This is a genomic window from Actinospica acidithermotolerans, from assembly GCF_018139625.1.
Classification (GTDB): domain Bacteria; phylum Actinomycetota; class Actinomycetes; order Streptomycetales; family Catenulisporaceae; genus Actinospica; species Actinospica acidithermotolerans.
Genome location: NZ_JAGSOH010000053.1, coordinates 32,923 through 46,882 on the forward strand (window position 1 = coordinate 32,923; position 13,960 = coordinate 46,882).

Genomic DNA, 13,960 nt, shown 5'->3' on the forward strand with positions numbered 1-13,960 from the left:
CGGCCAACAACCCGCTACCGCGCCTGCCCCCAGTTGCGCCAGGTCACCGGCTGGCTCACCTGCCACCCTCGCAGCCTGGATGACGAAGAGGAGGCGCAAAGGGCGCAGATACTCGAACGCTGCCCCGAACTCGCAGCCCTGGCCGGCCGTGTGCGCACCTTCGCGGCGGTGATGACCGAGCGCCAAGGGCACCTGCTCGATAAGTGGATCGCCGCCACCCAGGCCAGTGGCCTGGGGCCGCTGGCCGGCTTCGCCCATGGGCTGACCGGCGACTACGATGCGGTACGCAACGGACCGTCGCTGCCGACGCCGCGATGCCCGGTTACCGGGTGCGCTGCACCCTGGCCACGAAACTGGTCAACGAGCTGATCGAAGCTGCCGACGAGAAGCAGCTGACCAAGACTGTCGCCCGCTACGGGCGGGTGGATTTACTTTGCATCGATGAGCTCGTATATATGTAGCTGGATAAGCATGGCGCGGAGCTGCTGTTCCAGATTCTTATCGAGCGGGAGGAGAAGGCGAGCGTGGCGATCGACTTGAATGAGAGTTTCGGAGGATGGACAAAGACCTTTGCGGACCCTCGGCTGTGCGCCGCTATTGTCGATCGTCTCACATTCGGCGGGAACATCATCGAGACCGGCAACGACTCGTATCGTCTCGCCCAGACCCGTGCCCAGGCCGCATGACCTTGGCCTGCGACGAGCATCGACGACCATGGTGCACTGGGAAAGAGCCGATACCGCCGACATGGCGGTCCGAAGATTTGACCGCGTTGCTACGAGCCGTTCCAAAGATAGAGGTCACGCAGCAGACAGATCTCCGCGCCGTGGTGGATGACCTCGCGGTGGGTGTGCATGATGCGCTTCACCATCGGCGCGTCGGCATACTGCGGCGGTGAGATTGCGCCCTGCGGCCGTGCGAGTCCCGCAGCGCCGAGGCTGCGCAGGTCGCGGACCCACGCGTCGTGCCCTTCATCGAGCTGGCGCAACGCCCCCTCGGCGGTGCCCGAGTAGCCATCGACCGGGTCATGGGCGCGTGGACCATCGAAATGCGACGCCGTCGGGTTCCCGAACACATCGATCAGGTGCGCAAGCCGCCACGCGATCGTGGTGACAGGCTCGCGATCGTGCGGCGGCTCGGCATAGTCCATGGTGAATTCGCCCGTGCCGAGCGAGATAGGCGCCGAGCTCTCACCACGACGGCTGAGCGTCCAGCACCCACGGACCGGCTGCCAGAAGTACTCCTCATCGCTCAACCCGTCCAGTCGGGGACGAAGCTGACCGTGCCAGTGCTCCTCAAGCTGATCGACCAGCTCAGCATTCCAGTCAATATCCATGATCAGACCGTAGCCGGTGGCGAACTCGAAAGACGGACGGGCAACCGCCTCCGGTCCCGAGCGGGCTACAAGCGCTGCCAGAACTCATCGACAAGTACTGTCGCCAGTCATAGACGAAGCCACCCCGAGCTCGGTGGTGACGACGGCGCCCCAATCGCTTCCTTGCGCGGCCCACCTCGAGTAGCCCAGGCGCTTCATCGGTTCCGCCCACGCGCTCGCGATGCGCCCTACGTTCCATCCGGTCTCGGTGGGCTTTCCGGAGAACCCGAACCCGGGCAGGGAGGGCACGACCACGTCGAACGAGTCGGCGGCGTCTCCTCTGTGCGCGACCGGATCGGTCAGCGGGCCGATCAGAATCAGGAAGTCGGCGTTCGAGCTCGGCCATCCGTGCGTGAGGATCAGCGGCAGCGCGTCGGGGTTCTTGGACCTGACGTGGACGTCACCCACCGTTTCCGGATCCGGCCACCGAGTCCCGGCCAGTCGCCGCTTCACGTCATCGATCTCGGCATCCGTATCTCGGCATCCGAGATCGAGACGGTGAACGGGCGGACGAGGGGCGAGGTCGGCGACGTCGGTGCGGTCATCGCCTTCTCCTCGTCTCGCGAGTTTCGAAGCGCAGCGTATTGACTGCACACTGCTGTACAGTTAACGCCACTGTACACGCGTGTGCAATACTGGTGTCGTGCCCACCGAGTCCTTTCGTGCGCGATCGATGAACGAGACACGCAATCGCATCCTCGACGTCGCGCTCGACGTGCTCGGAGAGAAACCCGACGCCGGAATGGGGGAGATCGCCACCGCCGCCGGTGTCGTCCGGCGCACGGTCTACGACCACTTCCCCTCGCGCCTGGACCTGGTCCGGACACTCACGGAACGGGCCGTCACCGAGATGACGGCCGTGCTCACCGACGTCAACGCCTCCGACGCGGACGCGGACGCGGACGCGGCGTGGGCCGAGTTCATCGCCCGCCTCTGGCCGCTCGCGCACCGGTACCGGGTACTGCTCGCGCTGCGCCGCGGCGAGTTCGGCGAGGCGATCCACGCCCTGCTCGGGCCGCTCGACGAACTCCTCGCCGGCCTCGTACAACGCGGCCAGGACGGTGGCGTGTTCGCGAAGCATCTGCCTGCCGCCCTGCTGAGCCAGGCCGCCTACGGGGTCGTGTTCGCCATCGCGGACCACGGCCGATCGGGCGCGACCCTCGACGCCCGAGCAGCGACGATCACAAGCCTCATGATGCTCGGAGTCCCCGAGCCACGCGCCACCACACTCGCGGACAACCAGCCCTGACCCGCAGCGCTCGAGCGGAGTCGCGACTGCGAACTTACGGCACGGGCGCGGATCGCGGGCTCGGACTACGGGGGGTGACCTCCGGTAGCGGAATCACCCCGACGGCCTGCGACTACCGACTTCCGCATGAGCACCACGAATGCGGACCGCGTGGTCGTGCTGGCGATGGCGCCGCGTCTTCAGAGGGCGAAACAGGGCCGCATGTCCGATTCGCTGGGGTGTCGTCGGCTCCTGTTTTTGCGGGGCTGGTCAAGCGTAGTCGAATGCGTAGGTTGCTATAGTCCGCGCTGGGTAACGGCGAGCTTTGCGTTGCTGAGCCGCTGACCCGGCGGCTTTGCCAGACATTAGGAATGTTAGATTCTCTGCATGGTGACATCGAACCCTGCTCGCTGCCGCGCTTACGCCCTCGTGGCCGTGAGCCTCACCGCGACCGCGGTCCTCGCGGGCTGCGGTGGTGCGGGCAGACCGAACGCAGGGCAGGCCGGCTACGTCAGCGTCACCGCCGGGATCTCGCAGGTCGTGGCCGCCGACCGCCAGGCGATGCCCGCGCTCAGCGGCACGACACTGCAAGGTAAGCAGCTCTCCCTCTCGTACACCGGGCATGTGACCGTGATCAACGTCTGGGCCTCGTGGTGCGTGCCGTGCCGCGAGGAGGCGCCGGACTTCGCCGAGGCCTTTCAGAAGGACCGGTCCAAGGGCGTCCAGTTCGTCGGCATCAACTTCGAGGACGACAACGCCGCCGCGATCGCCTATAACTCGCAGTTCCAGATTTCGTACCCCTCGCTGCAGGACCGGGACGAATCCCTGGTGCTCAAGCTCAGGCAGATCATCCCGGCAACCAGCGTGCCCTCCACGCTGATCGTCGACAGCAGCGGCAAGGTGGCCGTGCGCGCGCTCGGCGGGATCACCGAGCCAGAGCTGATCAAGGAGATCGCCTACACCCTCACCGGGAGCTGACCTTGTTGATCGGGCCACCCGAGGACGGGGCCGAACCCGCGATAGCGCGTCTTCTCGTGTTCGTGATCCATGGGGAATTGCACCTCCATTGTGTTCTTGCGCCGGACGGTCAGCGCGCGGCGAGGGCGGCGGCCACGGCGGTGGCGAGCGGGGTCGTGGGGCGTCCGATCAGGCGGGCCAGGTCGCCGCTGTCGGTGTGCAGCCACCGCGTCGGATGCCCTGATCGGCGTCGGCGAGCAGGTGCGCGAGGGCGTCGGACAGGCCCGCCTCGGCGAGGACGCGGGCGTGCGCGGTCTCGGGCACGTCCGTGTAGCGCACCTCGGTGCCGGATCGCCTGGTGATCTCGGCGGCCAGTTCCGCCAGGGTGCACGCCGGGTCGCCGCCAAGTTCATAGACGCGGTTCTCGTGGTCTTGGCCGGTGAGGACCTCGGCTGCTGCTGCGGCGTAGTCGACGCGGGCCGCTCCGCTCACGAGTCCGTCGCCGGCACCGGATCGCGGTGGGGGTGCTCACGCGTGGGTGCCGCCTGCGCTGGTCGGCGAGGTGCTGGCCGCGTGTGAGCGGCCCGAGCAGCGTCATCGGATGCTCCCGACGCGGTTGGCGACGGAGAAGATCTTCCTCGGACTTCGATCGTCGGTCAGCGTCCGTCTACGGGACGGAGATCGACGAGTCGGAGCATCGCGGGGAGTAGGTCGCTTGCCAGCGGGTCGGCGGCTTGCTCGTCGATCGCTCCCTCGAGCGCGAGGCTGGTGTACCCGTGGACGAGTGACCATACTGCGTAACTCTGCACTGACCCCGGGTCCTCATCGGACGTCGATCCGGCGTCCGTGCCGCGGAGGACGCGATCCAGTGCGCGCAGGGCGCGGTGCTTCTGCTCGGCCAGTTCCGGATCGTCGTAGTCGAACTGCGTCATGCGCCACATGAGGTCGAACAGCGCGCGGTTGTCCCGCGCGAACGCAACGTATTCGACTGCGAGGCCCGTCACTCGCTCGCGCGCATCGAGCCCGGAGCACTCCACGCCCTCGAGGCGCTCGCAGAGCTGGCGGTAGGCGCGCGTGGCGAGCGCGCCGAGCAGCCCGCGCGTATCGCCGAAATGGTGCTTCGGCGCGGACTGCGACACGCCGGCTCTGCGCGCTGCCTCGCGCATGCTGAAGCCGGCGACGCCGGTCTCGGTCAGCACCTCCAAGGCGCTTTCAAGCAGCGCCGCGCGCAGGTTGCCGTGATGGTAGCGATCACCGGTTCTAGCTTGCTCGGTCACCATGATACGTCCATCTTGACAGTGAATAGATCGGCTGTAAACTACTCACTGTCAAGATTGTCGATCGTGGGAGACGGGCATGGCGGAGACGGTACTGGTCACGGGCGTTTCTGGATTCATCGGCGGCCACATCGCCGCTGAGCTTCTTCGCCGCGGGTACGCGGTCCGCGGGTCGGTGCGTTCGCCGGCCCGCGGCGACGAGGTGCGCGCCGCGATGGCGGCCGCCGGGGTGGACGTCGCGTTGCTGGAGATCGTGCGACTCGACCTCCTCGCGGACGAGGGCTGGTCGGCCGCCGCCGAAGGCTGTCGATTCGTGCAGCATGTCGCGTCCCCCTTCGTCACGACGAAGCCGAAGGACCCAGACGATCTGATCCGGCCCGCTGTTCAGGGCACGACGAGGGCGGTCAACGCCGCGCTCGACGCGGGCGCCCAGCGGGTGGTGGTCACCTCCTCCCTCGGGGCCTTGCAGTACGCCCCGGTGCGTAACGGCCACCTGTTCACGGCGTCCGACTGGACCCCACTCGACCGGCGGGGGCTCGGCGCCTACGTCACCTCGAAGGTGCGGGCCGAGCGTGCGGCCTGGGATATCGCCGAGCGGCGCGGCGCGCGCGACTCTCTCGCCGTCGTCAACCCCGGCGCGGTCATCGGCCCCCTTCTCTCCGACGACCCCGGAACCTCCGTCACAGCGATCCAGCAGATCATGGCTGGGGCGCTGCCGATGATTCCCGACCTGCGACTGCCCTGGATCGACGTGCGGGATGTGGCCGACGCACAGATCGAGGCCATGACCGCGACGTCAGCGGGCGGCAGCCGCACGATCGTCGCCACGGACCCGTCTTCGCTCATCGATGTCGCCACTGTGCTGCGCGAGCGGCTTCCCGAAGCGAGCGCGAAGATGCCCAGCCGCGCGATGCCGACCTGGTTGACCTGGGTCGCGAGCATCTTTGAAACTCAGTTGCGCGACAACCGATGGCTCATCGGATCGGCGCAGCGCTTCGACCGGGGCCCCGCCGAAGCGCTCCTTGGCCGGCCTCTCCGCTCGATACCTGATGCGATCGAGGAGACCGCCCGAAGCCTCGTCGAGCGCGGACTCGTCTAGAGCGGGCAATTAAGGATGGTTCGCGTGGCGGTTCGCGCGCGATCGGCTGATCGGGGAACTCCGCGACAGACGATTGCCATCTCAGGAGGAGCTGTTCTGGTGGGCGTCGAGGCCTGCCGGGGCCGCGGCGCCGGAAAGGTAGCGTTCGAGCATCTCCCGTCGCAGTGAGAGTTGCTGTTCCTGCTGCGCGAGTTGGTCGCGGACCTGCTCGACGCGGGCGAGCAGTGCGCCGCAGTCGCCTTGAGGTTCGGCGGATCCGGCGCACGGCAGGATCTGCCGGATGATCTCGGAGGGTAGCCCGGCGCGGTAGAGATCCTGGATGAAGGCGACCACCTGCACGGCCTGCTCACTGTAGTCCCGGTATCCGTTGGTGCTTCGGCTTGCGGGCAGCAGTCCTTGTTCCTCGTAGTAGCGCAGTGAACGGGTGCTGACGCCGGTGGCTCTGGCGAGTTCTCCGATGCGCATGCCGTCTCCTCGACCGGGCCAGCCTTGACATTCACGTTAGTGTCAAAGTTTAGCGTGGCCGACATGGACGTCACAACGAGAGAACCGATCAAGCAGGGCACCGTGCTGGTCACCGGCGCCACCATGGGAATCGGGGCGGCGATCGCCGAGCGAATGGCGCGGGAGGGTATGGACCTGGTGCTGGTCGCGCGCGACGGCGCACGGCTGGAGGCCGCGGCGAAACGTCTGCGTGCCGATCACGGCGTCGAGGTGCTCGCCGTTCCGCTGGACTTGTCGCGCGAGCAGGCGTCGGTGCGGCTGGCCGAGCGGCTCAGGGATGAGCGGATCGAGGTCGAGATCCTCGTCAACAACGCCGGTACAGCCCTGGCCGCGGCAGTCGCCGCTACGGATCCGGCGCGAGTGCGGGCACTGGTGGATCTGAACGCAGGGGCGGTGGTGGAATTGACCTCGCTGCTGCTGCCCGGCATGATCGCACGTGGCCACGGCGCGATCGTGAACATCGCCAGCACCGCCGCGTACGCACCGGCGCCGTATAACGCGGCCTACGGCGCCTCGAAGGCGTTCGTGCTCTCTTTCACCCGTGCCTTGTGGGCGGAGACGCTCGGGACCGGGGTGCGGGTGGCGGCGGTCAGCCCCGGAGCGACCGAGACCCCGATGAACACCCGCCAGGCCCCCGGCAAGCGCCAGCCGGAGCAGGTGGCAGAAACCGTGATCAAAGCCCTGCGGGGCCGCGGCCCCGCCGTCGTCGACGGCCGGTTCAACTCTGTCCAGGCCTTCGTCTTCGGTCGCCTGCTACCGACGCGGACCGCCGCCCGGATCACCGGGCAGTTCTTCCGCAAGGCAGTCTGGGAAAACTGACCGCGGCCTCTACTGACTCTTTCGGGTTGAAGTCAGGTGACGGGTGATGACGCCGGTTGTAGTCCGCGCTACCTCTGTTATGTGAGGTATGCGCAGGGTGGTGGGGTGGACCTGGCTGAGAACAGCACCGCCGAAGCTCTGATCTTCGAGCGGGTCCTCGAAGTCCTGGCCCACGCCGACCTAGTGACAGGTGGCGGCCGGGCCCGCACGGACTCGCCGTTATCGCGCAGGTCAGGAACCTCGAGCGGCTGGAGTTGGTCGGCGAGACGAACGGCGCTCGAGAGACGAACGGCATCTGCCGCCTGCCGATCCGTGAGCCCCTCGGCGAACTGAAGTACGCTGACGGTCGCGAGCGTGCCCGGGGATGCGGGCGGGCGTCCGCGCGAGGCGAGCTGGCTGGCGAATGCGGCGTGATCGAACACCACGCCCAGCCCATCCCTCCAACGCATCGCGAAACACCCCTCCGGCATCAGCTGCCGGGCCAGCCTCGCTGTACCTTCGGGAACTCCGCGATCCCCATGCGGCCACAACGACATTACGATCACCCCGCTCCAGATCGCCGCTCCCCGCTGCGGAGCCTGGCATTACCGCAGGTCAGCCGAAAGCGGCGTCGACCCTAGTGAATCGCGCAGAATCGCCAGCAGAGTCCGAGCAGCTCGCGCTCAGGTGCGTCTACCTCGCCATGATGAGCCTGGACCCGACCTGCGCCGGCCAGAAACGCCGGATCGCTCCAGCGCCTCGGGGCGAAGATCACGATCCCGGGGCTCGCAGATTGCATCATCGGGGGGAGAGAGACACGACCATTGCCCGCAATAGATCACTCTTGGTGCCGGCAAAGCCGTCGCGATCGGTGTCGACGCGACGCTGGCTGCCATCACCGATGAAGTGGATGCTCCCGGCGCACGGCCGGGAGCCCGTGTTTGAAGTGCCGATCAGGCAGGACCCGGTTTATTCCGTACCGCGTGCGGGATCCGTGGTCACCACGCGGAGCAGCGGTCTGTCCTCGACACGGCCACATCCACCCGGCAAGGGCCCGGGGCGCGCCGCAATTCTTTACCAGGCCGGTCCCGTTCAGAATCGGCTCGCTCATCTCTCGAAGCTGCAAGTGATCGAGGCGCCGGAGACGGCCGTGACGGCGCCGCCGAAACCGCGCGCACCGCGCCCCTCGCCGCCGCAGATCGCTACCACTGTTCGCAGTCCACGATGCACCGGATCCTGCGCGAGGCGGGCGAGGTGCGCGAACGACGCCGTCACGCGACCCATCCGCCGCGCAAAAGACCCGAGTTGATGGCGGACGGGCCGGGCCAGGTGTGGTCCTGGGACATCACGAAGCTGCGCGGCCCGGGCAAGGGCGTCTGGTACAGCCTCTACGTGATCATCGACATCTACTCCCGGTACGTCCCCGGCTACCTGGTGGCCCCCGACTGAGGACGCGGAGCTGGCCGAGGCGCTGATCGCGGACGCGATCGACCGCGCCCCGTGCGCGCCGCGCGTGGTGCACGCCGACCGCGGCAGCTCGATGACCTCGCGCACCGTGGCCGAACTGCTGGCCGAGCTCGGTGTCACCGAAGCCATTCGAGACCGAAGACGTCCAACGACAACCCGTACAGCGAGGCACAGTTCAAAACCCTGAAATACCACCCGGACTTCCCGGTCCGTTCGGGCCGATCCAGCACGCCAGAGCGTTCGGCGACCAGTTCTTCACCGCCTACAACCACGAGCACAGACACTCCGGAATCGGGCTGCACCCCCCGCCTCGGTCCATTTCGGCACCGCCGCCCAGATCCGCGCCGAGCACGTCTGCGGCGTAGGAGGAGCCTGTGCCGATCCGGGCGAGCCACGCCATGCCCACGCCGACGGTCAGCGTGCCTGCGGCGATCAGCGGCCTGAGCCGCAGCGAGGCCACCACACCAGCCGCGCGGCCACCGCGTCCTCGGCCGTTTCGAACTCGGCTATGTCCACCGGCGGCCGAGTCGCCAGCGCCACAAAGGTTCACAGGCGCGGCCGTGCGCCGTGAAGCCGGTACGGTAGCATCGGGCAACTGGCGGTGACCGTGTGTTCTGGGGTGGGCCCGAACACCGTGGCACCGCACGCGACTCCAGCACAATCGCGAAATCCATTGGGTGAGCCACAGTTCGCCGGGGATCCGGCCGAAGGAGTCTTATGGACGCGACCGGTCAGGGTCTCGAGGACACCGAGGGCCGCGCCTCTGCGTTCCGGCGGGCGCTCGACGCCCAGGCCGAGGTCGCATACCCGGGGCAGGCGCTGGTACCGCGCGGTCCGCACGATCAGACGGCCCCGATCAATCGGGCGCAGATACTCGAGGCCTTAGCCGACCCGCAGGCCGCACAGACGTCCCCGGAAGAAGCGGAGTCGGCGGAAGGCGGGGCTGCCGACGCACGGACGCGGGTTCCGCCGTGGTCGCCCGAGATCAACTGGGTGGACGGCACTCCCGCACCTGCGGACAGCGGCGAAACGGTTCAGACCGCGCCGTCGTCAGCGATCGCGCCGCTCGGCAACCCGCCCTCGAAGCCGACGCAGACCAAAGCCGCGCGCACAGTGCCAACGCCAGGGCCAGGGCGTATCTGGATCGTGCTCGTCGCGTCCACGGTGCTTGCCGCCGCCGCGGCGGTTGTCGTCTTCATCCAGATCGACGGCGACAGCACAGGGTTTCCGTCCGCGCTGACCACGGAGCCGCAGATGCCCGGCGGCGGCGCCGTTGCGGCGGCGAGCGCCACCGGCGGTGAAGGATTCGGTAGCCCGAAAGCCAAGGCGAGCCGATCCGCCTTGCCGTCATCGAAGCCCACCTCGTCCGCAAACCCGCACGGCAGCGCGACCGCGAGGGCGAAGCAGACTTCGAACGCAGCGGTGAGCGCGACCGCGAGTTCCTCGTCCACCGGCGTGGGAACAGCCACCGCCGGGACCTCGCCAACCGCAAAGGGCGCCGCCGACTCGGCGCTGAGCAACACGCAGACCGGCCAATGCCTGGACACCCCCGGATCGGCGTACTCCTCGGGCGCCGTGGAGCAGGTCGCTGCCTGCAGCGCGAGCGCCTTTCAGACGTGGACCCTCACCTCCGACGGCCAGCTGACCCAGGACGGCGGCTCATACTGCCTCGACGACTACAACTGGGACTCGACACCGGGCAGCGAAGTCGACCTTTGGCCGTGCAACGGCGGGAGCAACCAGCAGTGGACGCTCGAATCCGACGGCTCGATTGTCGGCGTCCACTCGGACCTCTGCGTTACCACCACCGGCCAGGGCAACGCAGTGGATCTCGAATCCTGCGACGGCTCGGCGGCCCAGAAGTGGTCGTGGGGCTGAGCCGCCTCAATTATGTCTCACCGCTTCGACCGCGTTGTCCATGTCTGTACCGCGTTCGTCCGTAGATCGAGGCGCGGACGCTCTCTGGAGCGAGAAGTGCGGTGTCAGTCCGGGACGTGAGCACCGTGGCGCGGGCCGCCCCACACCCCGGCGCTCGGTAGACGGCCTTCGCGGCCGGCGACGGGCCCCGCGGATGGTGCGATTGGCGAGCCTGCGGAATGATGGGCGTAATGATACGTCGCCCTTCGACGGAGATCGGCGAGTCTCATCGAGGAGCGTGGCAGTGTGCCCCGGCAGGCCCGTCAACAGGGGCTCCGTCCGAGACGTGGTCGCGGGCGCAGGATCTCTCAGCAGATTCTGCTTGTTCAGCTGGTCATCCTGGCGCTGACGAGTCTGATCGGTTTCGCGCTGTTCGCCTTCACCCAGCGCGGGCAGCTGGACAGCTACTTCGAGCAGCGCGCCGTGGCGATCGCCCAGGTCGCGGCCGGTGACCCTTTGATCCGTAGCGCGATGGCCGCGGGCACAGCGCCGAGCCCGCACGGCATCGTGCAGATCGAGGCCCAGCGCATCGCCTACGACTCCGGTGCCTCATACATCGTGGTGATCGACCTCAACCGGATACGGCACTCGCACCCGATCCCCTCGCTGGTCGGGCAGCCGGTGTCTGAGCCGATCGTAGTGCGGGACGGTCAGCCACACGTGCGTGTCGACTCCGGCGCCACCGGGCGCTCGGCGAACGGACGGGTGCCCCTCTACGCGCCGGGTCCGGGCCGCCAGCTGGTCGGCGAGGTCTCCGCGGGTATAGCGGAGGCGCAGGCCAGCTCACAGTTCAGCCATGAACTCTCGGCTTTCGGCCTCTACGTCGGGATCGCCCTCGGCATCGGCGCGGCCGCCTCCTACGTGCTGGCCAGGCGGCTGAAGCGGACCACCTTCGGACTGGAGTTCGACGATGTCGCGGGCTTGCTTCAAGACCGCGAGGCGACGCTGCACGGAATCCACGAAGGCGTGGTCGGCTGTGACGCGCGGGGCCGTGTCACGGTGATCAACGGTGAGGCGCGCCGGCTGCTCGGCCTGCCGGAGGGCGAACTGGAGGGGCGTCGGTTGACCGAGATCGGGCTCAACCCGGCGGTGGCCTCCGTGCTGGGTCCTGGGCAGTCCGCCAAGGACGAGGTGCTGACGGTCGGCGACCTGCTGCTGGTGGTCAACAGCTGGCCGACCGGGCGCGACGGCGGCCCACCGGGCAGCGTGGCGACGCTGCGGGATTCCACCGAACTACGGCTGCTCTCGCAAAAGGCGGAGACTGTGCGCAAGCGGCTGAAGCTGCTCTACGACGCCAGCGGAGCCGTCGGCAGCACCCTGGACGTCGAGCGGACCGCGGACGAGCTGACGCGTGTGGCGGTGCCGCACTTCGCCGACTTCATCGTCGTCGATCTCGTCGCGGGCGTGGTGGAGGGCGATGAGCCACGTTCGGCCGACCGCGTCCGGCTGCACCGGGTGGCCATGTACGGGATCCACGACGTGTATCCCTTCACTCCGCTGGGTGAGGTGTTCGAACCGAAGCCGGGCTCCCCGCCGGCGCGCGCGATCGAGTGCGGGCGCGCTGTGCTCGAGACGAACTTGGAGACGGCCGTCGAGTGGCGCTCCCAAGACCCCGAGCGTGCGCAGGCCGCCCTCGACCTCGGGCTGCGCTCCAGCATCACCGCACCACTGCGCGCACGCGGCGTCCTGCTCGGCATCGCATACTTCTGGCGCTCCCTCGATCGACCGGCCTTCGAACAAGACGATGTCAGCCTCGCCGAGGAACTCGTCGCCCGCGCGGCGCTCAGCATCGACAATGCCCGCCGATACACGCGAGAACACGAGACGGCCGTCACCCTCCAGCGCAGTCTGCTTCCGCGTCGAATGCCCGAGGTGAGTGCGGTGGAGCTGGCCTTCCGCTATCTGCCGGCCCAGTCGGTCGGTGGCGACTGGTTCGACGTCATTCCGCTGCCCGGCGCGCGTGTCGCGCTGGCGGTCGGAGACGTCGTCGGGCACGGCTTGCACGCGGCTGCCACCATGGGCCGCCTGCGTACGGCGGTGCGCAACTTCTCCGCCCTCGACCTGCCGCCCGACGAGTTGCTGTGGCATCTCGACGAATTGGTCGGGAGGATCGACCAGGAAGAGTCCGGCGACGTCGGCCCGACGTCGATCCTCGGGGCGTCCTGTCTGTACGCGATCTACGATCCGACCACGCGAAGCTGCGCGATGGCGCGGGCGGCGCATCCGCCGCCGGCCCTGATGCTGCCGGACGGGACAGTGTCGTTTCCGGACGTACCGGCCGGTCCACCGCTCGGCCTGGCCATGTTCCCGTTCGAAACGGTGGAGATCGAACTGCCCGAAGGGAGCCAGTTGGTGCTCTACACGGACGGACTGATCGAGCAGCGCGGCCGTGACCTCGACGAGAGCCTGGACCTGCTGCGCGCCGCCCTCGGCAACGGCAGCAAGACGCCTGAGCAGACCTGCGTCGCCGTGCTGAACGCGATGCCTCCCTCGCGCGCTGACGACGTCGCTTTGCTCGTCGCGCGCACCTACGCGCTGCCTGAAGACAGGATCATCGAGTGGGAGGTTCCCGCGGACCCCGCCGCGGTGTCCGCGGTGCGCTCTCACATCAGCCGGCAATTGCTGCTCTGGGGTCTCGGGGACATGGAATTCACCACGGAGCTGATTCTCAGCGAGCTCGCTACCAACGCGATACGGTACGCAACGGGACCGATAAGGGTGCGCGTGCTGTATGACCGTACCCTTATCTGCGAGGTTTCCGATACGAGCAGCACCTCGCCGCACCTGCGCTACGCGACCCTGACCGACGAAGGCGGTCGAGGCTTGTTCCTGGTCGCCCAGCTAGCCGAGCGGTGGGGAACCAGGTACCTGCCCGCAGGAAAGATCATCTGGGCGGAGCAGGCGCTGCCCGAGCCCTCGGACCACGTGCAACCGGCTCCGCCGACTCGTCCAGGCGACTCGTAGCCTCGGATATTAGTGCGCTCGGCAGAACTGCAGGCATGGCCGTGGCGTGCATCGACGTGAGGTGGCACCATCCAGCGGGCCCAGGGTCGCGGCGCTGGCAGGTGACTTGGCTGGCCGGCGTTGCGTAGCGCTCCGGTGTGGTGCTGGTGGAGTCGAAGCCTGTGGTCGGTATGGGCTCTGGTTATGCGCGCAATGCGCTCCGGTCGAACGCGTCGGCGAGCCGTTCGAGCATGGTCGCTAGCTCTGTTTTGTCTCCGAGATCGCGCAGCGCAGTCGACTGTACTTCGCTGACGGCGGAGGCGACCCGGCCGTGCAGTTCGAGGCCGCGTTCGGCGGCGTGGACGAGGACGCGGCGGCGGTCGGCGGGGTCGGGG

General features: G+C 68.1%; 15 protein-coding genes and 2 pseudogenes. 9 read left to right on the forward strand and 8 right to left on the reverse strand.

The genetic code is table 11. The annotated features are described in order from the left end of the window. Nucleotides 1–33 precede the first annotated feature (33 nt). Together KDK95_RS18500 and KDK95_RS18505 are read left to right on the forward strand one after the other, a co-directional pair. The gene (locus KDK95_RS18500; protein ID WP_212519451.1) at nucleotides 34–369 is read left to right on the forward strand and encodes a hypothetical protein; all 336 of its coding nucleotides are present in this window, start codon (nucleotides 34–36) and stop codon (nucleotides 367–369) included. After that, nucleotides 297–686: pseudogene (locus KDK95_RS18505) on the forward strand (ATP-binding protein); the annotation flags it as partial. The gene KDK95_RS18500 and the pseudogene KDK95_RS18505, both read left to right, overlap by 73 nt. A gap of 89 nt (nucleotides 687–775) precedes the next feature. Here KDK95_RS18505 and KDK95_RS18510 read toward each other — a convergent pair. After that, nucleotides 776–1,330 carry a DinB family protein gene (locus tag KDK95_RS18510; RefSeq protein ID WP_372463352.1) on the reverse strand — a complete coding sequence of 185 codons (555 nt, stop codon included), beginning with the start codon at nucleotides 1,328–1,330 and terminating at the stop codon, nucleotides 776–778. Nucleotides 1,331–1,459: 129 nt separating this feature from the next. Next, nucleotides 1,460–1,920, reverse strand: a pseudogene (locus tag KDK95_RS18515) (epoxide hydrolase family protein); the annotation flags it as partial. Between the two features lie 128 nt (nucleotides 1,921–2,048). Here KDK95_RS18515 and KDK95_RS18520 point away from each other — a divergent pair. Next, nucleotides 2,049–2,624, forward strand: a complete 576-nt coding sequence (locus tag KDK95_RS18520; RefSeq protein WP_249161498.1) for a TetR/AcrR family transcriptional regulator — start codon at nucleotides 2,049–2,051, stop codon at nucleotides 2,622–2,624. Between the two features lie 366 nt (nucleotides 2,625–2,990). Then, entirely contained in the window at nucleotides 2,991–3,581 is a 591-nt protein-coding gene (locus KDK95_RS18525; protein ID WP_212519455.1) for a TlpA family protein disulfide reductase, read from the forward strand. 168 nt (nucleotides 3,582–3,749) lie between these two features. On the opposite strand, the gene KDK95_RS18530 is transcribed toward KDK95_RS18525, so the two are convergent. After that, nucleotides 3,750–4,052: a Rossmann-fold NAD(P)-binding domain-containing protein gene (locus KDK95_RS18530; RefSeq protein WP_212519456.1), complete on the reverse strand. Its 303-nt coding sequence runs from the start codon at nucleotides 4,050–4,052 to the stop codon at nucleotides 3,750–3,752. A 164-nt stretch (nucleotides 4,053–4,216) separates the two neighbouring features. Next, a complete protein-coding gene (locus KDK95_RS18535) occupies nucleotides 4,217–4,840 on the reverse strand; it encodes a TetR/AcrR family transcriptional regulator (protein WP_212519457.1) in 624 nt (207 codons plus the stop codon). A 76-nt stretch (nucleotides 4,841–4,916) separates the two neighbouring features. Between KDK95_RS18535 and KDK95_RS18540 the strand changes: the two genes are divergently transcribed. Continuing rightward, nucleotides 4,917–5,936 (forward strand): NAD-dependent epimerase/dehydratase family protein, encoded by a 1,020-nt coding sequence (locus tag KDK95_RS18540; protein WP_212519458.1) that lies wholly within the window; start codon nucleotides 4,917–4,919, stop codon nucleotides 5,934–5,936. Nucleotides 5,937–6,017: 81 nt separating this feature from the next. Here the strand turns inward: KDK95_RS18540 and KDK95_RS18545 are convergent, their stop codons facing one another. Then, nucleotides 6,018–6,401, reverse strand: coding sequence for a MerR family transcriptional regulator (locus KDK95_RS18545; RefSeq protein WP_212519459.1), 384 nt, complete (start codon nucleotides 6,399–6,401; stop codon nucleotides 6,018–6,020). A 63-nt stretch (nucleotides 6,402–6,464) separates the two neighbouring features. Between KDK95_RS18545 and KDK95_RS18550 the strand changes: the two genes are divergently transcribed. Next, nucleotides 6,465–7,259: an SDR family NAD(P)-dependent oxidoreductase gene (locus KDK95_RS18550; RefSeq protein ID WP_212519460.1), complete on the forward strand. Its 795-nt coding sequence runs from the start codon at nucleotides 6,465–6,467 to the stop codon at nucleotides 7,257–7,259. A gap of 77 nt (nucleotides 7,260–7,336) precedes the next feature. Here KDK95_RS18550 and KDK95_RS38850 read toward each other — a convergent pair whose 3' ends face one another. After that, a complete protein-coding gene (locus tag KDK95_RS38850; protein WP_504798780.1) occupies nucleotides 7,337–7,795 on the reverse strand; it encodes a transposase in 459 nt (152 codons plus the stop codon). 667 nt (nucleotides 7,796–8,462) lie between these two features. Between KDK95_RS38850 and KDK95_RS38285 the strand changes: the two genes are divergently transcribed. Next, entirely contained in the window at nucleotides 8,463–8,687 is a 225-nt protein-coding gene (locus tag KDK95_RS38285) for a DDE-type integrase/transposase/recombinase (protein ID WP_212519462.1), read from the forward strand. Between the two features lie 1,052 nt (nucleotides 8,688–9,739). Here KDK95_RS38285 and KDK95_RS37760 read toward each other — a convergent pair. Continuing rightward, nucleotides 9,740–10,174: a hypothetical protein gene (locus KDK95_RS37760; RefSeq protein ID WP_212519463.1), complete on the reverse strand. Its 435-nt coding sequence runs from the start codon at nucleotides 10,172–10,174 to the stop codon at nucleotides 9,740–9,742. On the opposite strand from KDK95_RS37760, the gene KDK95_RS18570 reads away from it, so the two are divergent. Both KDK95_RS18570 and KDK95_RS18575 read left to right on the forward strand, forming a co-directional pair. Beyond that, nucleotides 10,161–10,583: a ricin-type beta-trefoil lectin domain protein gene (locus KDK95_RS18570; RefSeq protein WP_212519464.1), complete on the forward strand. Its 423-nt coding sequence runs from the start codon at nucleotides 10,161–10,163 to the stop codon at nucleotides 10,581–10,583. The two genes, KDK95_RS37760 and KDK95_RS18570, sit on opposite strands and share 14 nt — an antisense overlap. Nucleotides 10,584–10,868: 285 nt before the next feature. Further along, entirely contained in the window at nucleotides 10,869–13,586 is a 2,718-nt protein-coding gene (locus tag KDK95_RS18575) for a SpoIIE family protein phosphatase (protein ID WP_212519465.1), read from the forward strand. 181 nt (nucleotides 13,587–13,767) lie between these two features. Here the strand turns inward: KDK95_RS18575 and KDK95_RS18580 are convergent. Then, a partial coding sequence (locus KDK95_RS18580) for a winged helix DNA-binding protein (RefSeq protein ID WP_504798786.1) occupies nucleotides 13,768–13,960 on the reverse strand: 193 nt, incomplete at its 5' end.

Excerpts from the sequence above, each read along its gene's own strand:
- KDK95_RS18520 (WP_249161498.1), top strand. The coding sequence starts at position 2,049 with ATGAACGAGACACGCAATCGCATCCTCGACGTCGCGCTCGACGTGCTC.
- KDK95_RS18525 (WP_212519455.1), top strand. The coding sequence starts at position 2,991 with ATGGTGACATCGAACCCTGCTCGCTGCCGCGCTTACGCCCTCGTGGCC.
- KDK95_RS18535 (WP_212519457.1), bottom strand. The coding sequence starts at position 4,840 with ATGGTGACCGAGCAAGCTAGAACCGGTGATCGCTACCATCACGGCAAC.
- KDK95_RS18540 (WP_212519458.1), top strand. The coding sequence starts at position 4,917 with ATGGCGGAGACGGTACTGGTCACGGGCGTTTCTGGATTCATCGGCGGC.
- KDK95_RS18545 (WP_212519459.1), bottom strand. The coding sequence starts at position 6,401 with ATGCGCATCGGAGAACTCGCCAGAGCCACCGGCGTCAGCACCCGTTCA.
- KDK95_RS18550 (WP_212519460.1), top strand. The coding sequence starts at position 6,465 with ATGGACGTCACAACGAGAGAACCGATCAAGCAGGGCACCGTGCTGGTC.
- KDK95_RS38850 (WP_504798780.1), bottom strand. The coding sequence starts at position 7,795 with ATGTCGTTGTGGCCGCATGGGGATCGCGGAGTTCCCGAAGGTACAGCG.
- KDK95_RS38285 (WP_212519462.1), top strand. The coding sequence starts at position 8,463 with ATGCACCGGATCCTGCGCGAGGCGGGCGAGGTGCGCGAACGACGCCGT.